This is a genomic window from Paenibacillus sp. 01T424 (assembly GCF_056398745.1).
Genome location: NZ_JBFTPZ010000001.1, coordinates 447,505 through 470,810 on the forward strand (window position 1 = coordinate 447,505; position 23,306 = coordinate 470,810).

12 protein-coding genes are annotated in these 23,306 nt (G+C 45.4%); 2 read left to right on the forward strand and 10 right to left on the reverse strand.

All coding sequences use genetic code 11. The annotated features are described in order from the left end of the window. Positions 1-210: 210 nt before the first annotated feature. The 8 genes from AC1DPK_RS01855 to AC1DPK_RS01890 all read right to left on the reverse strand — a co-directional run bounded on the left by AC1DPK_RS01855 (position 211) and on the right by AC1DPK_RS01890 (position 15,506). Positions 211-1,686, reverse strand: a complete 1,476-nt coding sequence (locus AC1DPK_RS01855; RefSeq protein ID WP_477509085.1) for a glycoside hydrolase family 53 protein — start codon at positions 1,684-1,686, stop codon at positions 211-213. A gap of 199 nt (positions 1,687-1,885) precedes the next feature. Next, positions 1,886-7,393 carry a glycosyl hydrolase 53 family protein gene (locus AC1DPK_RS01860; RefSeq protein WP_477509086.1) on the reverse strand — a complete coding sequence of 1,836 codons (5,508 nt, stop codon included), beginning with the start codon at positions 7,391-7,393 and terminating at the stop codon, positions 1,886-1,888. Between the two features lie 278 nt (positions 7,394-7,671). Continuing rightward, positions 7,672-8,538, reverse strand: coding sequence for a protease modulator HflC (gene hflC, locus AC1DPK_RS01865; protein ID WP_339204548.1), 867 nt, complete (start codon positions 8,536-8,538; stop codon positions 7,672-7,674). After that, on the reverse strand, positions 8,535-9,605 hold the full coding sequence (hflK, locus tag AC1DPK_RS01870; protein WP_441876455.1) for an FtsH protease activity modulator HflK: 1,071 nt from the start codon (positions 9,603-9,605) through the stop codon (positions 8,535-8,537). Before hflK ends, hflC begins: the two co-directional genes overlap by 4 nt. 152 nt (positions 9,606-9,757) lie before the next feature. Then, positions 9,758-11,821: an alpha-galactosidase gene (locus tag AC1DPK_RS01875; RefSeq protein ID WP_477509087.1), complete on the reverse strand. Its 2,064-nt coding sequence runs from the start codon at positions 11,819-11,821 to the stop codon at positions 9,758-9,760. A gap of 70 nt (positions 11,822-11,891) precedes the next feature. After that, positions 11,892-13,508 carry an ABC transporter substrate-binding protein gene (locus tag AC1DPK_RS01880; protein ID WP_477509088.1) on the reverse strand — a complete coding sequence of 539 codons (1,617 nt, stop codon included), beginning with the start codon at positions 13,506-13,508 and terminating at the stop codon, positions 11,892-11,894. 94 nt (positions 13,509-13,602) lie between these two features. Then, positions 13,603-14,490 (reverse strand): carbohydrate ABC transporter permease, encoded by an 888-nt coding sequence (locus AC1DPK_RS01885; protein WP_076267442.1) that lies wholly within the window; start codon positions 14,488-14,490, stop codon positions 13,603-13,605. Positions 14,491-14,516: 26 nt separating this feature from the next. Further along, on the reverse strand, positions 14,517-15,506 hold the full coding sequence (locus AC1DPK_RS01890) for an ABC transporter permease (RefSeq protein ID WP_477509089.1): 990 nt from the start codon (positions 15,504-15,506) through the stop codon (positions 14,517-14,519). Between the two features lie 196 nt (positions 15,507-15,702). Here AC1DPK_RS01890 and AC1DPK_RS01895 point away from each other — a divergent pair, with 196 nt between their 5' ends. Together AC1DPK_RS01895 and AC1DPK_RS01900 are read left to right on the forward strand one after the other, a co-directional pair. Beyond that, complete coding sequence (locus AC1DPK_RS01895) at positions 15,703-17,277, forward strand: response regulator (RefSeq protein WP_477509090.1); 1,575 nt, start codon at positions 15,703-15,705, stop codon at positions 17,275-17,277. 16 nt (positions 17,278-17,293) lie between these two features. After that, the gene (locus AC1DPK_RS01900) at positions 17,294-19,051 is read left to right on the forward strand and encodes a sensor histidine kinase (RefSeq protein ID WP_477509091.1); all 1,758 of its coding nucleotides are present in this window, start codon (positions 17,294-17,296) and stop codon (positions 19,049-19,051) included. Between the two features lie 95 nt (positions 19,052-19,146). Here AC1DPK_RS01900 and AC1DPK_RS01905 read toward each other — a convergent pair whose 3' ends face one another. Together AC1DPK_RS01905 and AC1DPK_RS01910 are read right to left on the reverse strand one after the other, a co-directional pair. Next, positions 19,147-22,179: a carbohydrate-binding protein gene (locus AC1DPK_RS01905; RefSeq protein ID WP_477509092.1), complete on the reverse strand. Its 3,033-nt coding sequence runs from the start codon at positions 22,177-22,179 to the stop codon at positions 19,147-19,149. Positions 22,180-22,378: 199 nt separating this feature from the next. Next, positions 22,379-23,305, reverse strand: a complete 927-nt coding sequence (locus tag AC1DPK_RS01910) for an SPFH domain-containing protein (protein WP_339204557.1) — start codon at positions 23,303-23,305, stop codon at positions 22,379-22,381. Position 23,306 lies beyond the last annotated feature (1 nt).

Here is a 23,306-nt window from a genome sequence, read left to right on the forward strand (position 1 = left end):
TTTGCACCTCTGCTGGATGTCATTTGGGCTGCTACTTAATAATCATTTTCTTCCTCTTCACCATACGTGGACATTCCATTCAATTCAACCCGTAAAATCGAAATGTATGTTATGTTTTTACAACCACTTTATTGCACAACATTTCTATTCTTTCAAAAAAAGAACCAGAATATCGGTTTTCACTCCGACATCCCGGTTCTTTCGTTTACGTTAATTGTTATATTTGTACGCAAGCATGGAGGGCAGCGCGTTTCCTTCAAAATCAAACAGCGTCGTGTTATCGACCACATTAGGAGCGTCCTTCTGCCAGCCTACGCCTGGTACATAAATCATGACGGGGTCCCAGTAGAGCACGCCAAGGCATCTTCCCCCATCTACCTGCTTAATGCCGTTCATCAGAGAATACATGAAATCACGTTGACCTTCTGGCGTACTCTCGTACGGCTCTGGCCCATTGTTCTCAAGCTGTCCTCGCATGCCGGCACCCGTAACCGCGCTCCAGTTAAAACCCGCTTCCATGAGCAAAATATCCTTATCAAATCTGGCGATCAGCTTATTGCAAAAGGCTACTAGCTGCTGAACCGATGCCTGTGTCCAGAACGGATAATAAGATGGTCCGATAATGTCATAGGGAACGCCATACCGCTCGCAATTGCCAAAAAACTGCTCGTATTTCTCATCCTCAGTCGCGCCGTCCAAATGAATAACGACCTTACTCGTTTCAGATACTTCCTTCACCGCTTGATAACCTGCCTTTAGAAGCTCAGCCAGCTGCGGCCAATTCGCAATAGCACCATCGGGATAACACATGCCGCCTTGTATTTCATTGCCAAGCGATACATACTCAGGAGCTGTGCCTTGTTCATCCAAACGCGTCATAAAGGCTCGTGTATATTGATATAAAGCTTCTCTCAGCTCCGCAAAAGAAAGTCCTTCCCAGTTATGGGGCTTGTGCTGAGCCAAACCATTTGTCCAGTAATCACTGTAATGGAAAGAGAATTGAATTTGGAATCCCATGTCCTTCGCTCTTTTTACTAAAGCGAGCGTTCTTTCCTCGTTCTGATAACCTCTAGCGTCCAGCTGATTCGAAGGCCAGTAGTCTTTGTTTCCAGGATCATTATATAGTCGAATCCGAACAATGTTATGCCCGTAAGCTTTCAATATTTCAAGGCCGTCCATCGGTTCATGATGATCTTTATAAATACCGCCGTTTTCCTCAATCCGCGGCATCTCGGAGATGTCCCCGCCCTTCAGCAGCTCATAGGACTCATCACTTTTCACAAGCTCAAACGATTTCACCTTACACCAATTCCCGCCGTTCCCTTCGGTAAAGAGACCAATGGTGCACTTTCCATCCCTTACTTCTATGCCTCGTATAATAACAGGTATCCACTCTGATGATACTGGAAGACTTGTTATTCGAGTCTCACCACTTACAGCCTCCGCAAAAATATAGCAGGTTTGTTGTCCTCCGCTGTTTTGCGTCAATGCTGTCAATGTATAATAGCCGTTCTCAAGCTTTTCAACAGTCCTAGACGCCGCTGAGCAATAAGAAGCGGTATGTTGAAGCATAAGATACTCAGTAGACGACGGATGATCCTGCTGGATGCCCTCTGCGACTTGATTGCCGTTAGAAAACAAGCTCCAGTCCGCCCGTTGGTTTGTCTCAAAAGAAAAATACATCATATACCTCCGATTTCATTCGTAATCGTTCTTTGCTATCGTATCAAACCGATTCCACGCCATACAGGGCATATTCACAACATATTGGTTGCTATTTCAACCATACGTTTGATTACGCATGATGAGTGAACGAATAAACGGCTTTTTCAATAAAAACAGGGCATATCCGTCTAAGGATATACCCTGTTTGTTATCTAACTATTTAATGGGCAGAATACATCATTTGAAACAATCTTTCTAAAATAACAGCAGCCTGTGCCCTTGTCGCATGGCCTTTTGGTGCAAATACACCCTGCCCGACTCCGTTGACTAAACCGGCTTGCTGCATCTGTTGAATAGCTTCAACAGCATAATCAGCTATTTGCGCTTGATCAGCAAAAGCTTCGACGTTTGTTAGATTACTCAGCTTTACGTTGACTGCTTTTACAGCACGGTACATCATAACAGCCATTTCTTCACGGCTTATGATATCATGCACACCGAAGCTGCCGTCATCTTTGCCTTTCACAATACCGAGTTTTTGAGCGTTTATGATCGCTTCTGCATACCATGCTCCTTCTTTAACATCCGAGAAGCCTGGTCCATCTCCCTTAGCTGCTGTATCCAAAATCCCCATTAACATATGCAGGAATTGTCCTCTTGTTACGGCATCTGTCGGCTTAAAGGTTTGATCCTCAAATCCGCTTATGATGCCTCTTGCCGCAAGGAACTCGATACTCTGCTGTGCCCATCCAGCCTTAGCTAGATCGGTAAATGAAACAGCCTTGTAAACCGCTGCATATTTGCTGAAATGCGATGGACTAAAAGTAACTGTCGCCTTCGCAGCATCATATATCGCGTTTTTCACTATTTCCAGCTTACCATCCTCGTTGATGTAAAAAATAACAACGTTATGAGGCTCTTCTCCTTGACGCAACGTATAAGGAAGTTCGATGATAACCTTGTTCTTATCAAAATGAGGAACTTTCACCCCATCGACGGTAAGATTAAAATCATAAACCGTATGGTCGCCTACAGCCTTCTTCACTTCATTGGATAAGGCTGAAACATCCACTTTAGCAGCTGAAAATTGTACGTTGTTTGATGCTGAGTTGATCACATCCTTGAACAGGTCAGGTGCGAACGAGATCGTTGCAAAGCCAGTTTTGAAAATAACCGCTTGCAGTCCTTCATTTGCTAATTCTGTCATCTGCTTTGCAGCCATATTCGCAATGATGCCTAAAGCTCCCGTTGTCGGCATCGCGGTTACTGTGATTGAATGATCCTTATCATTCTTCAGCCCTTGCCTCAAATCAACATTCCCCGCCTGCACTGTTGGTGTCGGCTGCGGTGTCACCGGTGTGGCCGGTGTCGGTGTTGGCTCCACCGGCGTCGTTGGTGTTGGTTCTGGATCCACTGGTGTCGTCGGTGTTGGTGACGGTCCAGCTTCTGCTTCCAGCACAATCGTTACTCCAGATGTCACCTGCTTATCGGTTACAGCAATCCCAGTTACTGATCTCGTTATATAGCCTGCTTTACTCACAGCAATAGAATAACCCGATCCTTGCGGTATATCTGATAAGGTGAATTCACCTGCCGCACTTGAAACTGCCGCATATTCTACTCCTTTAATGACAGTTTTTAAGGCAGCATCCGCCAGCTTGTTGCCTGCTGCATCCTGCACTTCACCGCTGATCGCACCGGTTCCTTCACCTAGAAAACCTACTGCAACCGCATCAACTAAAGCCCAGTTTCCTGCATTCGCGTTTGCGTAGAAGCCTAACGTCAGCTCCCCGCGCTCTACCTTCACAACCATGCTGAATGGCGTCATTGCATTTGTTTTTGGAATATTTAGACGTGCCAGCTCACCTTTCGAGTCCTTGGCGTACATATAATATTCCTTCTGCTCACCGCCATTATAGAACCATGCTGAAACCGTATAATAACCGTTTGCAAGCCCTGTAATCGTCTGATTAGCATCCGATTCATAGGCTCCCGCATGCCAAAGATTTAGTACATAACTTCCATCCTTAGGATTATCTTTCGAAGCAAAGGTTGCATTTGCTGTTCCCGTAATGTTCCACCCTGGAAGAGTATATTTATCGGCACCCTGCTGCTCAAAACCAGCATTTATTAACGGTATTTTCGCAGCTAAAATGATGTTGCCAGCTTTTGTTGTCTGACGAGTCGTAACATCAACCGCTGAGGCCGAGCCGTTTAAATATCCTTCTTTGCTTGCCGAAACGGCGTAACCATTGCCGCCTAATACATCAGCAAGTACATATTGTCCCGCTGCATTCGTCTTTGCGGTATAGGTTTTCTCACCCTTAACTGCAATGACCGTCGCATCTTCAACAGGCGAGTATGAGCTGTCTAATACGATACCTGTTATCGCCCCAAGATTATTCAATAGCGTCAAATGAACATCACTAGTCGTTTCGCCAACTTTAACCGAAACAGGGGATGACTCTGCATTTAAATAACCTGATTTTATGGCAATGACCTTATAGTTGATTCCCGCAGGTATGTTCACTAGTCGATATTCACCAGCTGCATTGGTCAATGCGGAATACACTTTACCTGCTGCAGTAACGCTAACTTGTGCTTTATCGATTGGTGCTTTGTCACTTCCAATGATTGTACCTGCTATCGTGCCTGAATTTAATGCTAAAGATAAATCAATCGACGAAGTCGTCGACCCAATTGCTATCGAAGCGTTGACAGCTCTCTCACTAACATAACCTTCTTTAGCAGCCGTCACAGTCACGTTTGTGGCAGCAGGCAAATCAGCAAGCGTATACTGACCTGAGCTATCCGTAACTACGCTGTATACAACGCCATCAATCATCGTACTTACCTTCGCATCAATAACCGCATTATGGTTTTGATCCTTAACGGTTCCCGTAATAGCGCCGCCGATCATTGCAATATTCTGATTCGACGTGAAAGTACCCGGTTCCATGAGGTTAACGGAAATATTTCCGCCTTCATACCCGCTTTTTGCAGCTGTAATCGTATAGGCTTTGCCGATTGGCAAATCCGGAATGAAATAGTTCCCAGCTGCATCCGATTTTGTCGTCAACATCGTACCATTTACATCAACAGCTATCGTCGCATGAGCGATGCTTTTGCCAAGCGCGCCTCGCACAACACCCGAAATATGTCCAAGCGTCGACCCTTCCGTATTTTGCTTGTAGGCATCATGAGCGGGCAATGCTTTGCCATCAAAATCAAACAAAGTCGTATTTGACACCACGTTCAAATCGGGTTGATCGTCAATTTCTTTAATTGCCCAGCCTACACCCGGCACAGCAATCATAATCGGGTCCCAATATAGATCGCCGATAACTCTGCCATTATCTATGCTCTTCAGACCGTTGAATAAATTAATCATAAATTCTTTTTGCCCTTGTGGAGAGCTCGTATCTGCTGGGTATGGTCCGTTATCGTTTAGCTGGCCTATAGTGCCGTTTGGCAGCGTGGGATTCCAGTTATATCCAGTCTCCATAATCATAATATCTTTATCATATTTTTTGCTGAAATAATTACAAAACGCAACGATTTGTTCAATCGTGTCATCCGTCCAGAACGGATAATAGGACGGTCCGATAATATCATAAGGGACCTCTCTTGCCTCTATCTCATCAAAAAAGTTTTCATATTTGCTCGTGTTGCCTGCGTCATCCAAATGCAGAATGACCTTTGAGGTCGGAGAAGCCTTCTTAACCTCTTCCGCTCCGGCTTTAAGGAATCTTGCTAGATTAGCCCAGCTCCCTCCAGATGCTCTGCCGTAAGGAAACAAAATACCCGATTGCATTTCATTGCCTAATGACACGAACTCCGGCGTCGTGCCTTGGTCTACCATTGCTTCCATAACGTCTAGCGTATATGCACGCAAAAGCTCCTCCAGCTTAGTCACCTTTGCAGCATCGTCTGCCAAATCCTTAATCGCCGTTTGCCATGCGTTAGGAATATTATGTGTAGCGCCGTTCGTCCAGTAATCGCTATAGTGGAAGGACAATTGAATTTGCAAACCTGCAGCTTTTGCACGTTTGGCAAGCTTCAGAATGTCCGCCTTATCCATGATGCCTGCTGGACGGTAATAGCTGCCGTCGCCATGGCCTTTGCCCGGCTCATTATAGACGCGCAGACGTACGATATCGTGGCCGTTTTCTTTCAACAGCTGAAATAAATCCTTCTCATATCCTTTGCTGTCGTAAAATTTGCCGCCTTGCGATTCTACATAAGTAAGCTCTGAGACATCGCCGCCTTTGAGAAATTTATACGGCTGGTCATCCTTCACCAGCTCGACAAAATCAAGCTTCGTCCAGTTGCCTGCTTTTGCATCTGAGAATAAACCGATCGTCGCTGTTCCATTCGTAACCTGAATGCCGCGCAAATACACCTTTGTCCAGGTGCTGCCGATCGGTACCGCAGCTCTCGCCTCCGAGGTGCCATGGTCACGGGCGAATATGTAGCTCGCATGCTGGCCTCCGCCATTTTGCGCCCATGCTGTCAGCGTGTAATACCCGTTCTCTAGTCCCGTAATCGTCTGGGAGGTAGTCACCTTATAATCGTGATCAGAATAATGCGTTAAGCCATAGCTGCTTAAATAGCCCGGTGCTTCCGTATAGGAAGCGTCCATATCGCCTTCCTCTGACCAGGAGCTGATGACCTGAGCTGGTTCTTCCGCTTCGAAGCCCTGATTGCCAATTGCTACGCCAACAGGCTCCAGCTGGGCTTCCTCTTCTTTAACCAGTGAAATCAGATCGACACCAAGCCATTTGTCTGCAGCTCCGTCTGCATAAAAGCCGATCGTAACCTGATTGTTTTCAATAACGACTGGTAAGCTAATTTTGGTCCACGAGGATGAGCTGACCGGAATATTCACCTTCACTTCTGCTCTTCCCGTGTTTTTCGCGTACATATAGCTTTGTGTAAAGCCGTCGCCTCTTGCAACCCAAGCCGATAACGTATAGGTACCGTTCTCCAGCCCCGTTGCGGTCTGAAACGTATCCGCTGTATAAGCGTTAGCGCTCCAGTAGTTCAGACGCTTCGTGCCACCATTCTCAGGAGTCCAATCTTTAATAGAGATAGGCGTCTCGCTGCCTTCTGGCCCGAAGCTCGTCTCCCATCCTGTTAAATCATGCTCAAAGCTCGTATTTTCAAGAGCTTTTGCCGGAGCAGCTTCATCCAAGACGAGCGTAATCAAATCAACGCCCATAAAGTTGTTTGCATTGCCATCCGCATAGAAACCCAATGTCAGCTGGTTGTTTGCAACGACTAATGGCATGCTGATTTGTACCCATGTGCTGCTCTCCGGCACATTTGCTTTTACTTCAGCAAGTCCCGTGTCTTTGGCATACATATAGCTCTCATTAAATCCTGCTCCGCGCTCTACCCATGCGGATAACGTGTAGGAACCATTTTTCAAACCAGTAATGGTCTGATGCGTGTTAGCTGTATAAGCTGACGCGCTCCAATAATCCAATCGTTTGGTACCGCCTCCGGTTGGAATCCAGCTTCCCTGAATCGTAATCGGCGTCGTTCCTTCACCCGGTGTAAACGATGTATTCCACGAAGCAAGATCACTCTCAAAGCTTCCGTTTGGCACAATAATCGGCGTGCCTGCTGCATAAACTACAGGCCTATGAACACCTGTAAACAACCCCAATACGATACAAAACATAACAAAAATACTAATGCCCTTTTTACTGCTTCTTCTACTCAATTGGTTCACCCCTTCATCCCTGTTATTGATCCCCTTCGTCAAACACGAACCAAATAAAGCGCTGTCATTTATGGCAATGAAAATCGCTTTATGAGATATTACCTCTTTAACTTTAAAGGATTTRAAGTATACTACAAGCAGTACAAATGCAATATTTATGCAGGTTTGATAGCCTTTTCTATACAAAAAAACAGCATTTTGAGTTTTCACTCTCAAAATGCCGTTAGCTGGCCTTTACAAAAAGAAATCCCCAACGCTGAGGCGAAGGGGATTTCCGGTTATTGACCTAATAATATTTTTGCATAAGGTGAATCGATAGGCATCATAATGACTGGCTCGTTTTTCAACGTCGTCGCATAGCTCTCCAAAGTCCGATAGAAATTGTAGAACTGCGGGTCGCTGCCGTATGCTTTGTTATAAATAACGGCTGCTTCACGCTCGCCCTCAGCGACGATTTTTTTGGCATCAGCCTGCGCTTGCGCTAATAGCTCCGTAGCTGTACGATCCGCTTTGGAAGTAATTTTTCGCGACTCCTCATCACCTTCGGACAAGTAGCGTGCTGCGATCGATTGACGATCTGAAATCATCCGGTTGTATACGCTTTGCTTGTTTTCTTCCGGCAAATCGGTACGTTTAATGCGAACATCGATAACCTCAATACCATAATTATCACGAGTCAACGCAGACACAACATCCTTCGTAATCTCATCGTTAATATTGCCGCGCGCTGTGTTCTCACTAATGATATTATCGTAGTTGACCTCTGATAGCTTACGGCGAACAGAGTTGTACACGGCCTCATCGATCCGTTGTATACCGCCGCTGACCGACTGCACCGTTCTTAAAAACTGTGATGCATTCGTGATGCGCCATACCGTATAATTGTCTACTACGATCGGCTTCTGATCCTTCGTTAGAATCGTCGTCGGCGTGCTTTCATATGTCATTTGATATTTCGGCAGCGTCGATACGTTCTCAATAAACGGAAGCTTAAATTTAAGGCCCGGCTCTGGCACAGCTCTCATCGCTTCACCAAATCGAAGCACAACCTTATATTCGCCTTCCTTCACGATATACATCGAGCCTGAGCCCAGTATGACAACAATCAGCACAACTATAATTGTTAACCATTGGTTTCTTTTCATTGTGCGTCACCTCCTTGCGGAGCTTCTGTGACTGGCGGCGGCGTTGTTACCGGCGGAGTCGTCGTGCTGCCGCTACCGCTGCGCAGCAATTCATTTAGCGGCAAATAATTTACGGTATCGCTGTTCGAATTCGTAATAAAGATTTTCGCGTTTGGCAATATTTTTTCAAGCGTCTCCAGCACCAAACGACTTTGGGTAACATTCGGATTTTTTTTGTACTCGCCGAATATTGCATTAAACTTGGCAACGTCACCCTCGGCGTTCAGAATCCGAGATTTCTTCTGTCCTTCGGCATTTTCAAGAAGCGCCTGCGCCTCACCGCGCGCTTTCGGAATACGGTCATTCTCGTACTTCGCAGCGTTATTAATTTTTGTATTTTTCTCCTCGCGTGCATTCGTTACCTCACGGAAGGCCTCAGCCACTTGACCGCTTGGCGGCTCGATATCCTGGAACTTAATATCAATGATTTGTATGCCGGTTTTGTACTTGGACTGCAGCTCAATCAGCTTCTCCCGAACCTTGTCTTGGATGACTGTCTTACCGTCAGTAATGGCGTAATCAAGCTTCTCCGAGCCGATTACTGCACGAATCGAGGAGCTTGCTGCATTTCGCAGAAACTGCTCCGCATCGGAAATATTGTATAAGTAATCATGAATGTTGCTTATCTTCCATTGTACAACCGCATCCGCGGAAACGATGTTTTCATCACCCGTGATCATCATCGCTTCATCATCATTTGGAATGGCTTCAGAGCCCACTTGACGATAACCGATATGAATCCGCTGTGTCAGCTCCGCTTTTACAATTTTGACATCTTGAATCGGATAAGGCCATTTAAAATGCAAACCTGCTGAAGTTTCATTCGAATACTTGCCAAAGGTTAAAATGGCTGCCCGTTCCTGCTCCTGTACTGTGTAAAAGGAGGTTGTTCCTAAATAAATGACGATAACTGCGGCGACGATACCGAATACGATTTTTTTAACCGTACTTGGCTTTAGCTCTGGCGGCCTTCGACCGCTCATACTGTGATTCTCGCCTAGGTTCTGATTTTGATCTGTAAAGCTCAAAGAAATCTCCCCTTCCAAGCATCTTTTATATGGCTATAGGGGATAATACGCGAAAACGATGAAAAAGTAACCGATTTTGTCATATTTTTCTTAGCTTTCGTATTAAATAGCTCATTTCCTGCATTTTACTTGCTATTAATCCATTTTAGTCGCTATTGCGCCTGTACATAGAGCAGCAGCTTAGACTCCGATGGTGCCAGCTCAATGTGGTGTCCGTCGCCCTCTGTCACGGCTTGCCCCTCCTGTCCACTCCACAAATCCCGAACGACTATCCCCTTAGAGGAATCTATGCCCATTCTTGCAAATGATGCGTGCAACAAGCTTTCCTTCTCTACTTCGAAATTAAAAGCAGCGACGTAAGTCCCTTCCTCTGCTCGCAACATGAACAGATTTTCACTTTTGTTCCCACTGCTGCACTCAACTGGACGGAAGGTTACACCTCGTTTAGCTAACGCCATGATTTCTGGATTTGTCATCCATTCCTTGGCCCGCCGCGCTGCCTCCTCCATTCGGTAATCATCGCCGAGCAGAAGCGAGGTACCCGCAATCACCGCACTGTTCAAACGGCTTCTCCCTTCATGCTCGCTAATCGCACGCTGGTTGTCGCTTTTGTAGAGGACAACATGGTCGGGGTCGTTGAAACGATACAAGCTATCGTTAATCCACCAGCCATACGTTAACGCGTTAAGCATATATTCGGTATCATTGATCGTTCCGAATGCATCGCAGGATACACGGCGGCTGTGTGCATAGCCATGCGGAAATAACGGAGCAATAGACAGATTAATTAAGAACGGTCTGCCAATTTTCTCAGGATTCAGTGTCTCACGTACACAAGCCATACCTTTGTTGTACGCCTGTATTCCTGTTCTTATATCGGGGTCATAGAATACGCCTTCCATTGCGCCATGCGTCAGAAAATCCAGCTTAACATAATCAAAGCCCTGCTCTACAAAGCTCTCCAGCCTTTTTCTAATTCGCTCCAGCGCGACTGGATGCGATGGATCTATCGCAAATGCGCCATCCAGCTTCGGCAGCGGCTGTCCAGCTGTATCCTTGATCAAGATCTCACGGTAAAGCACTGCTCCATCTGTTCCTTCTACCGGCGTATCCGGATCGTTGCCCCAGAAAGCGAATGGCGTATAATAAGTGCCCGGCTTTTGACCGTTCGCTTTTACCCGTCTTAGTGCGTCCTTTAGCTGCTCTTCCGATAAATTGTCCCAGAAGGAGTCGAAGTTGACGTAAAGGCTTCCCTGATCGTCAGCAAAGCTGTTTTGCTGCAAATGTTTGGAGAAGAAATCAGATGTATACGTATACACATCATAATCAAGCTTGCCCATGACGGCTGACCAGCTGTTCCAGCCCATCGGTACGCCGCCTTCCCAAGGAAGTGCTGGTGTCAATACGGCATTTGCCTTGCCATACACTTCAAGCCCATCGCGGTAATCCGAGAACGCACCTACAAAGATCGTCGGAGATACAATGCTTTTACCGCGAATTGTTCCGTGTGCAACCGTATCTCTCGTCTGCATATCAGCGGCTCCGCCATAAACGCGCAGCCTGCCCAGATCCTCAGGGAACGTCCCTTCTACAACTACGCCTGTTTTCCAAGTATCATGTGTGACTGATCCAATAACAAATCCGTTTCTGCTTTGCGCACGATAAATGGCGGTTGTCTCATAGCTGTGTACGCTGCAAGGAATAGCATGTGAGGCAAAACGAACCCATTTGTCATTATCGAATGGAACGAATAAGGCCCTGATTTCGTCGCTGGCACCTGCATCTGCCCCAAATTGTGCAATACTTCCATCATTTAAATATGCGGCTAGCGGCGTGATTTCATTCGTCTCCCATTCGAGCTCGCTTTCCACTTCAAGCTCCATTAACAAATAAGGCAGCTGCTCGTACATACGGAAATGCTGACGCATTAATGGCTTGCCAAGCTCTTCATGCTCAAAGCTCCAGTGCAGCCCTTTGCCAAATCCATCCTCAATGGCTTGGATAGACGATTCATTAACAACATGTTTGCTGTAGAAAGTCGAGCGCAGCTGTTCCAAACCATAACGTGCTTCGGCATAAAGGCCAACCAGCGCCGCACCGCTGCTCCACTTCAGCGATACATGCCCATCCTTCAAATGTACGGTTGCCTGAATGACTCCATTATCAACCACATATTCCTCCATGCGCTGCTCCAGCTCGAATTGTCCCATCTTCATCTCTCATCCGCTCCTCTTTTATAATGGAAGAAGGCCGGCAGCGCCGGCCTCCATCATGCTTGCATTATGTTTATTTCCAAAGCTCAACACGATTTTTGTAATTGGTTGTATAAATCGCTTCAACCTTTGCATCTCCAGCAGCTTTCATATCACTAAGCATTTTATCAAAAATGCTGTTTGCTTCTTCAGGAGACTTCGCCATAATCGCTTTCGTCAGCCCCTGCTTCACAATATCATTAACCTTCTGCTCATTCAGTGCTTCAGGCGTTCCTCCCTGCGGTCCAAGACCATCGTAGAGTACGGAGTCATACACCGAGTCAGACAAGTTTTTGAGTGCCATCTTATCGACAGCGCCACGTTCAAAGCGGCCCGCTAAGTCATAAGGTGTGCCGTCAGAACCATTTCCGTTTTTGATAAACCAAGTCCATTTGCGAATGCCAGATTCCTTTGTATAGGCATTCCAATCGTCTTTAAAGCTTTGCAGCACTTCTGGACGCGGCGTATGCTTGCCATCCTTCATATCCCAGTGCTGGCCTTCAATTCCCCACATCAACAAATATTGTCCTTCTTCGCTCGCTAGGAAGTTCATAAATTTCATCGTGCGTTCCGGGTTTTTATTTTTCTTCGTAATCGTAATCGCATCCCAGCCAAGTGAACTGCGTCCGCCGTATGTCGTTTTTGCAGGATCTACGCCATCTGCTACAACCTTGTAAGGGAACAGCTGTGATTCTTCACCACGATCCTTCTTCAGAATCGTGTTTGCTCCTCCAGCATCCCAATACGCGCCTGTTGAAGCAAATACAGAACCTGTCGCCAATTTTTGTTCCCAAGCTTGCTTTTTGTTAATCGCCCATTCCTTATCGATCAGGCCTGTCCTGTACAAATCATTCATGTACAAAATCATTTTGCGGTATTGCGGGTCTTTCACATCAAACTTCAGCTCACCATTCTCATCGTAGAAAGGCAGCATACCRAACATACCTTTGAAAGTGCCTAGTGTACCGCCAAAGTTCTCTCCATCCATCGATAGAGCGATTGTTTCTTTACCGTCCATCGTAGGATATTTCGCTTTAAAATCAAGCAATAGCTGCTTGAATTCAGTTTCCGTGAAAGGCACTCCGCCTTCTGCTTTATCAGGAGCCAGCTCCTTCAAAATATCTTTACGCATATTGAAGCCGAATACGGGCTCATTCTCAAACCCATACCAGTTGGAAAGGTAATAGTTTTTACCATCTTTATATCGCGTTTTGTTAAGTACATCGCCATACATTTTTGCTACATCTGGGCCGTTTTTTTCAATCAAATCATTTAGTGGAATGATAGCACCCGACTCAATGTATTTGTTAACCAAATCACTGCTTCTCTCAAACATGATGAGATCCGGCAGATCATCACTTGCAAGCATCAGATTCAGCTTCTCCGCTGGATTGCCGGTTGGCTGCTGAATTTCTACTGTAATTCCTGTCCGCTTCGTAATTTCTGCCGCTACCGCGTTGCTGAATTTATCTCCCGTATTTTTATCGAAAAAGGTTATGGTCAGTGGTTCGTTAGACTTGTCATTTCCAGCGCTATTCTCGCCAGCACTCGAGTTGCCGTTTTCTTTAGCATTATTGGAGCCGCAAGCTGATAATACGGAAATGACAACGATCATGCTTAAAAATAATACGATCCATTTTTTAGTACGCATAGTATAAATCCCCCTCTTAAGTGATTCTATTATAGTACATTTTCATCCCTATTTAAGCGTGATCGGCATCACCTCCAACAAAGTTCCCGCTTCATTAGCTTTTTACTGCACCAAGGGTCATGCCTTTAACAAAATATTTTTGTAAAAATGGATAAACCATTAATATCGGAAGCGTTGCTACCATAGTTGCCGCCATCCGAATCGTATCCGGAGACACGGCCAGTCTTTTCGAAGCATCAGCGAGCTGCTGCGCATCGCCAACCATGGAGCTGGTTTGATACTGGTTCAAGATTTTTACAAGCACGGCCTGAAGCGTCTTAAGATCAGAGTTATACGTGAACACGTAGGAATCGAACCAAGCGTTCCAGTGGCCAATGGCCGTAAACATGCCGATCGTCGCGAGCACTGGTGTCGTTAGCGGCAATATAATTTTGAAGAAAATTTGCATGTAATTAGCGCCGTCTATTTTGGCTGATTCATCCAGCTCCTGCGGTAGCTGCTGCATGAAGGTTCGAACAATAATCATATAAAAGACGTTCATCATGCCCGGTAAAATAAACACCATAAAGCTGTCAATGAGATGCAAGCTTTTGAGCACCATGTAATATGGAATGAGTCCGCCGCCAAAATACATCGTGAACACAAAATACAGTGACCAGAACCGATTTCCAACGAGCTCGCGTTTACTTAGTGAATAGGAAAGCATACTAATGACAATAACCGCGAGTGGCGTTCCGATTAGCGTCCGCAGCACCGTAACTTTAATGGCCGTCCAAATCTCGCTATCGGATAAAATTTGCTTATAGCTGGCTAGGCTGAAATCTCTTGGCCACAAATACAGATTTCCTCGCAGCGTATCTTCAGCACTATTGAACGAAATGATAAATATGTTCCAGAAAGGATAAAAGGTTACGATAAAAACTGCGATGATGAATAAGTAGACGATCGACATAAACAGAAAATCATTTTTAAATTTTGCCATGAAGTGTTCTCCTTTTCTTGTTTGTCCTAGAACAACGACTGTTCATTCATTTTTTTGGCCATCTTATTGACGCTTAGAACAAGGATAAACGCGACGACCGATTTGAATAATCCAACAGCTGCTCCGTAAGAGAACATTCCGTTTTGCAAACCATATTTGTACGTGTACGTGTCAATAACTTCCGAATATTGGAGCACCGTATTATTTTGCATCAAAAATTGCTGATCAAAACCTGCATTCAATATTCCGCCTACCGCTAAAATGGCAAGAATGATAATGGTCGGTTTAATAGACGGCAGCGTGATGTGCAGCATTTGCTTTAATCGGCTTGCCCCGTCTACCTTCGCCACCTCGTACAGCTCCGGGTTAATAGCTGAGATAGCGGCCAAATACATAATGGCGTTAAAGCCCATGTCCTTCCATGTGTTGGAGAAAGCGATAATCCACCAGAATAGCGGACCATTTTGCATAAACTGAATCGGCTCATCGATAATTCCAAGCCCCGTCAACAAATTGTTTATGACACCGCTTGAAGAAAGTACCGTGATAATAATATTTGCGGCAATGACCCACGAAATAAAATGAGGCATGTAAGATACTGTTTGAAACGTCCGTTTGAACCAGCCATTGCGCATTTCATTAATCATTAAGGCAAGAATAATCGGCATTGGGAAACCGAATAACAGAGATAGAAAGCTTTGTGCCAGCGTATTGCGCATTACTCTGACGAAATCGCCATTCGTAAAGAAGTAGTTAAACCACTCCAGCCCTACAAACTCTGTAGTAAAAAACTGTCCAAAAAACGATCCTCCGCCTGGCGAGTAATTAATGAAAGCCATGTATAAGCCAAACATGGGAACGTAAGAAAATATGAGTGTGACGATTAAAGCCGGAAGCATGAGCACAAATAATAGCCGCTGTTCCTTCAATCTGCCCCATACATTAGAATTTTCAATGCTGCGCTTCTTTTTGGGTGGAACAGATTTACTTGATTCCGCTTTCATTATGGATTCCATTTAATAACCTCCTGCCAATCTTGCGTTGCTTAGTGACTTCATTATAGGTCGGCCGCCCTGCCCATTCTATACAAGCATTTACCGATTTGTAACGCAAAACGACACACTTCCATATGCTCCATTGTTGAAATGCGGTATTGCAGATAAACTAAATAAACATTCAAAAACAGATACATGATAAAAGGTGGGAACAAGCATGTACAGCATTTTGATAGTGGATGATGAAGCCATTGAGCTCGAAACGATGGAGCATTATGTGCCATGGGACAAAATCGGCATTACGGTCGCGGGAACGGCGCGAAATGGCAAGGARGCGCTTAGCAAGCTCTCTGAGTTAAAGCCTGACATTATTTTGACAGATGTCCGCATGCCCATTATGGACGGGCTGGAATTCGGAAGAAGAGCAAAACAAATCGATAAGAACGTAAAAATCATATTTTTGAGCGGACATAACGAGTTTCAGTATATTAAGGCAGCGCTGAACATTGAGGCGACTGGCTACTTGTTAAAACCGATAGATATGGAGGAGCTGATTGCATTAATTGAGAAGGTAAAGAAAAAATGCGAGGAGGAACAGTTGTCAGATCAGGGCGGAGAATGGCTGCGTGAAAAATGGATGACCCGTATTATACGCGAGCCGAATGAAGAGAAGCGAAAGGATTGGATTCGGAAATGGGAGCTTAGCTCATCCGATTTCAGTGCAAACAGGGAGTTTGCAGCCTTTTATGCAACGATAGATGCGCCGGCAGACTATCCTATTTCGGCACAGCCAGCAAGCGAAGCCTCTCCCGATAGAGTGGAGCTCATGCGGACTATTGCCCGACAATATCTCGATTCCTTTATTGTTGTTGAAAGCGAGCCGCATGCTTTATTCGTTCTCTTTCAATGGCGCAATGAGCAGAGAGCCGCAAAAGCTGCAATGGATTTCTGGGAGAAGTTCCGAGAGGAGCTCTCCCTCTCCTTCGGCGCACAAATTACGATAGGATTGTCCGCGCCGCATATCGGGTTTGATCTTATTTGGGATGCCTACTTGCAGGCGCGAGCTTGCAATGAGGAGAAGTTTTTCAAGCTCGGCGGAGCCGTTATAACGCCGGATGATTTATTGCCTACCAAACAAACGGATGATGATGGCGAGCAGCTTGCAGCTCGGCTTGCTTCCGCCTTGCAGTCAGGAGACGCCAAGCAGGTAACCATGCAGTTAGAAGCGCTCTTCTCAACGATTCGCGTAGAACGTATCCATCGAAATTTCACTATCCGAGCCATTATTCGGCTAATGGCTGCATTAGAGCAGCATTTCTCCATGCTGCTTGCAGGCTCGCTCAAGGACTTGCTGCTTGTGGACCATTGGAAGGAAATTTCGTCGATGAGCTCATCCTCACAGATTCAAGCTTATGTCATGCACTTCTGCGAAGAAATAAGAAAGACTTTAAGCGAAAGAGATGTTGACCGCAATCAGGCCATAGCCGACCAAATCGTTAAGCTTATTAACGAAAGGTATCATTTGCCGCTTACAGTCGAGGAGATTGCCAAGGAGGTCTACTTATCACCCAACTATATTCGAAGCATTTTTAAAGAAAAAATGGGTGAGACGATTCTTGATTATATAACGAAGGTTCGTATGAACCGGGCAGCTGACTTGTTAAAGGACAAATCCCTTAAGGTGCGTGAGGTCGCTCACAGCGTCGGGTATGAGAACGTCTCTTATTTTTGCTCCATCTTCCATAGGCACAAAGGCAGTACACCTAATGAGTTTCGGAAAATGTATCTATAGGCTGGAGTGAGAGTGCATGAAAAAGGTAACAGGCTGGCTGACGAGGCCTTTTAACAATTTGCGGCTAAGAGAAAAGCTGTTTGTCATGTTTTTACTCGGGGCCATTATTCCTTTAGTGTTTTTTGTTTTATATTCTTATCAGACGATTAAGAGCGAGCTTTCTGACCAAATGTACACGAACTCCGTTGCGTCTGTTGCTCAAATCAATTCAAATCTAGAAAATAAGCTGGATACGTACACAAAGCTATCAGCAAATCTTTATTTAAACAATTCGCTGCGCGCTTACTTAACGAATAACTATACAGAGGAGCCGTCTCTGTTTGTTGATGCCTATCAATACATTAATAACACCTTTTCGAATATGCTGACTACAAATCCAGATATTCATTCCATGTCTATTTATATTAATAACGATTCGCTTCCAGCTGACGGCATTTACATTAAACGAATGGATGATGCGTTCAAACGGTCAACTACGTACCGCTCATTGCTTAACAGCTACGGAAATGTTCGGTTTGTAGCAACGCCCCCTGTTGTTGACCAGCCTTCCATGTTTACGCTGACACGCATGCTTAATATTAGCAATCTAGACAATGCCTATGGGATTTTGACCATCAACATTTTGGAATCGGATATTTTCCGTTTGATGGAGAAAGAAACATCAGAGAAAACGATATTAATCGTTAATGATAGCGGCCTTATTATGTCCGCTAAGGACAAAAACATGTTAAATCGTCCGCTTAATCAATTTGTGAAGGAAAAATTTCCGAGCGCTAGAGAAGGAAGATTCGACAGCAGCTTTAATGGAGAAAAAATGCTTGTCGTATATAATACGACCAAATTCGGTTGGAAAAGCATCTCGCTAGTCCCTTACAGCAGCTTCCTTACCAAGGCGAATAAAACAGCTAAGCGGATTTTAATTTTTGCGTTAATCAGCTTTGGGCTTATGACGCTGTTCATCTACGCCACAGCCAGACAATTTACGAAACGCGTCGATTATTTAGTCGGCATGATCCGGCGCATCGAAAGAGAGGAGTTCGATCTCTTCGACATGAGGCCGCTTGGACGCGATGAAATTGGCCAAATCGGAAATGTGCTGCGGAAGATGGCGCAGCGGCTCAGCAATTTAATTTCCGACGTATACAAGAAAGAAATCGATAAGCGAGAAGCCGAGATGAATGTGCTGCAAGCGCAAATTAATCCGCATTTTTTGTACAATACACTCGCCTCCATATCGTCGCTTGCCATTCGAAATTCTGATCAGCGAATGAACAAAATGGTTACGGATCTAGCAAAGTTTTACCGGATCTCGCTCAACAAAGGGAAAAACAAACTTTCAATCCATGAAGAAATTCAGCTTACCCGCTACTACGTTGCCATCCAGCAGGTAAGATTCGGCGAACTCATTCGCGTGCATTATCAAATCGAAGAATCTGTGCTGCCCTGCCCAATCGTAAAGCTGACGCTGCAGCCATTCGTTGAAAACGCGATGAACCATGCCATTTGGGACGACACGCTCGGAATTAACATTATGATAAAAGCATATCGCGACGGCCATGATATCATTCTCAAAGTCATCGATGACGGCATGGGCATGCATATGCGCGGCCATAGCGGAGAAGAGCTGCCGGTTAGCAGCGACAACTTGTCTGGTTATGGCATTCGCAACGTCGACAATCGAATTAAACTTTTGTACGGCGAATCATATGGCGTCTCTATTTACAGCAGGCTCGGAATTGGCACGACGGTAACGATAAAAATTCCTGGACGTTAAAATGCTAGACAATAAAAAATCCCTCAAGCACTATTGCTTGAGGGATTTTTCGGTYTCACAGCCATAGCTGCTTAGTCATGATTCTTGCTGCTGGTTTATTTTACGGTAATTTTGTAAAGCTTCGATTGCGCGCCATTCAAGTCAACCTTAAGTTGACCTGCTGCCTGACTGGATGCATTCGTCCATAGGTCCGTAACTTTTACTTTGGAGGACGATGGAATGCCAACACGCGCAAAATCTACTGTTTTCGACACAGGGGCATTCGTATAGTTAAATACAGCAAGGTAGTAATCTTTCCCTTCTTGCATGATGAATGTATCCGCAGCCCCTGTACCTTTGTTGCCCTCTACTGGCTTGAACGCCTGACCTTTAAGTGCAACCTCATTAACTTGCTTGTTAGTGAGCAGCTTCTTCATCAATTCTTGTGCTGCCGGATTGCTGACATCGTCTGAGTTTAGAAATACAGTACCGGAAATAGCCGCTGAATTGATCCGAGACTGCGCAGCATCAAACGAACCGCCCTTCACAAGCGTCATATAATCTGGATCGGTATACGGATAGATCGTTCCGTTCTGCCACCAGCCATAGGTAAGGTTGTTTAGCTGATATTCCGTGCGGCTCAGTGAGCCGTCAATATCGCATGAGATCCGTCTTGCGTGGGCGTATTGACTCGGAAATAAAGGAGCAATAGAGGCGCTGATGAACATTTTTCCGCCAAGCACCTTATTGATATGAGCCATGCCTTGATTGTAAGCCTGAATGCCCGTTTGAACATTAGGGTCATAATGTTTGCCCTCGAAGGAGCCATGGCTTAGGAAATCGATTTTAATATACTCATATCCGTAATCAAGAAACCGTTTGAAATAATATTCAATCCGCTGCTTAGAACCCGGATGAGTCGGATCGATCGCGTAGGCGCCGTCTACTTTCGGCAGCGGGCTACCGCTTTGATCCCGCAAAATAATATCTCCATACGTGTATTTCCCGTCTGTACCCTCTACGACCTGACTCATGTTATCGCCCCAATAAACAAAAGGGCCATAATAAATGCCGGCTTTTTGCCCATTTTTGTTAATAACCTTAACTGCTTGCTTCAGCTGCTCCTCGGACAGATTATCCCAATAGGAGTCCAAATTAATATAAACATTGCCTTTGTTCGAGAAGGAATTTTTCTGCAAATTTTTCTTGAAGAAATCAGACACAGCGACTACTTTATCGTAGCTTAAATCACTTTCATATGCGCCCCAGCTGTTCCAGCCCACAGGCACACCCTTTGGCACACCGTGCTTAAATGCAAGCGGCGGCGCAACTGCAGCGTTCGCTTGACCGAAGCTCTCAAGGCCCTGGCGGTAGTCGGCATAGTAGCCAACGAGAATTTGCGGCGAAGTAATCGTCGTTCCCGTTACCTTTCCATGTGGAATCGTATCATGTGTCGAGGTAGGGGAAGAGAAACCGCCGTATACCTTAAGCTTGTTTAAACGATTATCAGAACCGCTCCAATAGATTCCTGTTTTCCATTTGTCATGTGTGACTGAACCAATAACCAATCCATTTCGGCTAGTATTATCATAAATAGCTGTCAATTCTGAGCTGACATAGTTATTGTTGTTCAGACTAGTATTCATCGTCCGCGCTTGGTATATAGACCACGCGTCATTATCGAACGGAGCGACCAGCACCCTATTATCCGAGTAGCTTCCAATATCGATTCCACCCTTGGCATTAAGGACAAGAGGAGCCATATCATTTGTGCTGAGCATGTCTTTACCCGTTACTTGTTGACTAATAAGAAAATAAGGCAAACGCTCATAGATTTGATAAATTTGCTTCATCGTCGGCAGGCCGGACTCACGATTCTCAATCGTTACCCGAATGCCTTTGCCATGACCGTCATTTATTTTTTCAACTTTTTTCATGGAGAACAAATGCTCAGCGTAGTTTTTGCTGTCGAGCTGCTTGTCCAATTGGATACTGCTGTACAATCCTTTGGCTATCGTCTTGTTGTTCCATTCGAACGCTGAAAGTCCAGACTCTGTGTTATAAATGATTTTGTAGACGCCGTTTGATAAAGTGACGCCTGACTTATGCTGCTCCACTTTAATCGAGCCAAATTTGCTGGAATCGATTTGCTTGCCAATATTGCCGATCCCATCCACATCACCCGGATTTTCACCCGGTGCCTGCGAGCTGATGATTTCGATTTTATCAATATCCGGCGACCATCCGCCGTCATCATCAAATAAAATGGTATTGCTGCCCGCTTGCAGCTGTACCTCAATACTGAACACACCAACCGTATCCCAGTTCGCAGTCGCAGGCGGGGAATAGGTCTCTTTCTCGCTATTGTTCACACGAATGGAAAATGACCGAGGATCGCCGGAAATATAGCTCACCTTCAAGGTATAGATCCCCTCTGCTGGAGCAGCAACCTTTTGGAAAAGCAGCGTTGATCCGCCCCAAATGTCGCCTACCTTTTTTCCACCGGAGCATTCCGTTTCCGCTTTGCAGGATTTTACAGCAGAATTGCCGGCTAGCTTATTGTCCGGTCCTTCCGCTTCATACACTTGTCCGCTTCCAGCAGGYGGTTCATTCGGATCTGTGCCCGGAACAGCATTCAGCAATTTCAGCTCGATCTTGTCAATATCCGGCGCGTATCCGCCTTCATCATCGAAACGAATGACGTTCTCGCCTTGACGAAGCTCCAGCTGGATCTCGTAAGTCCCTCGCGTGCTCCAATCTGCCGTTTTCGGCAAATCATAATGATCGGTTCCCCCGCCGTTCACACTGACGGCTAGTGATCTCGGATCGCCCGATATGTAATGCACCGTCATCGTATAGATCCCTTTAGTATCCACATTCACAGCGTTGAACTGCAAAGCAGAACCGCCCCACAGACTGCCTACCAGCTGATTGCCTGAGCAGCCAACCGCAAGCTCGCAGTCCTTAACCTCTGCTTTACCGCTAAGCTGATTAATGGCTGCCTCAGCCTCATAGGATTGGCTGTTTACAGCAGCAACCGGTGTCTGAGCCTCAGCAACTGTCGTATTCGCACCGACCGCCGTTTGGAATAACACAAGCAATGCAAAAATAATGGACCAACCTTTCTTGAATTTAAATCTACTCAACATTATTTCCTCCTCTTACCCGTTTAATATAAAGCGCTTTCTTTTTAAGTTTAAGGGTGAATCTCATGTTGAACTATCCAAGAATGTTATGATTCGTACTACAAACCCACTGACTTTAGAAAAATATAATATCGGATTGCAAAAAAAATATCCCAAAAGCAGAATACACTGCTCCTGAGACATTTTTTTGCAATCACTATATTTATTTGCTCGCTTTAAGCATTTCCCCAATAGCTCCAATGCTGCCAAGTGTATCGATTGCACGTGTTGGAATGAACACTTTATTCGCAGCTCCCTGAGCAATATCGGATAATGCCTCGAGCGAGCGGTATGTCAGCACATTCTCATCTAGTCCCGCAGAGCGTATAAGCTCAATTCGGTTTTTCTCAGCTTCTGCAATGGATTGAATAGCCTTCGCTTCGCCAAGCGCTTCCAGCTCCTGCGCATGGCGTTGACCCTCCGCTTGACGGATTCTGGCTTCCTTATCGCCTTCAGCCTTCAATATTTTACTTTGCTTGTCACCCTCTGCCCGCAAGATCATATCCTGCTTCGCCGCTTCTGCATCAAGCACCATAGCTCGTTTGCTTCGCTCCGCCTTCATTTGCTTATCCATTGCATCTTGAATGTCCGCTGGCGGCTGAATATCAATAACCTCTACCCGCTCGATACGCACGCCCCACTTCTCTGTCGCTTCATCCAGCGCGATCCGAATGTCGGTCGATATTTTCTCACGGCCTGATAATGTTTCATCAAGCTCCATTTTACCGATAATTTGCCTCATTGTAGCTGTGCTTATATTTCGCACCCCGTATACATAATCAGATATGCCATATGTAGCCTGTTCTGGGCCGGTCACTTGATAAAAAATAATCGTATCGATTTTGACCTGTACGTTGTCCTTCGTTATGACCGTTTGCGGCGGAACGTTCGCCTGCTGAATACGCAAATCATGATACGTTCGTACATGATCAATAATCGGAATTAGAATATTAACTCCCGGCGTAAGCAGCCGGTTAAACTTTCCTAGGCGCTCGACAACGCCTATCCTTTGCTGCGGTACGATTTTGATCGATAATGATACAAAAACGACAACGATAACCAATAAAATAATAGCAATAATATAACCCATA

Coding starts and splice junctions, on each gene's coding strand:
- hflC (WP_339204548.1), bottom strand. CDS start 8,538: ATGAAAAGAAACCAATGGTTAACAATTATAGTTGTGCTGATTGTTGTC.
- AC1DPK_RS01910 (WP_339204557.1), bottom strand. CDS start 23,305: ATGGGTTATATTATTGCTATTATTTTATTGGTTATCGTTGTCGTTTTT.
- AC1DPK_RS01900 (WP_477509091.1), top strand. CDS start 17,294: ATGAAAAAGGTAACAGGCTGGCTGACGAGGCCTTTTAACAATTTGCGG.
- AC1DPK_RS01875 (WP_477509087.1), bottom strand. CDS start 11,821: ATGAAGATGGGACAATTCGAGCTGGAGCAGCGCATGGAGGAATATGTG.
- AC1DPK_RS01890 (WP_477509089.1), bottom strand. CDS start 15,506: ATGGAATCCATAATGAAAGCGGAATCAAGTAAATCTGTTCCACCCAAA.
- AC1DPK_RS01885 (WP_076267442.1), bottom strand. CDS start 14,490: ATGGCAAAATTTAAAAATGATTTTCTGTTTATGTCGATCGTCTACTTA.
- AC1DPK_RS01855 (WP_477509085.1), bottom strand. CDS start 1,686: ATGATGTATTTTTCTTTTGAGACAAACCAACGGGCGGACTGGAGCTTG.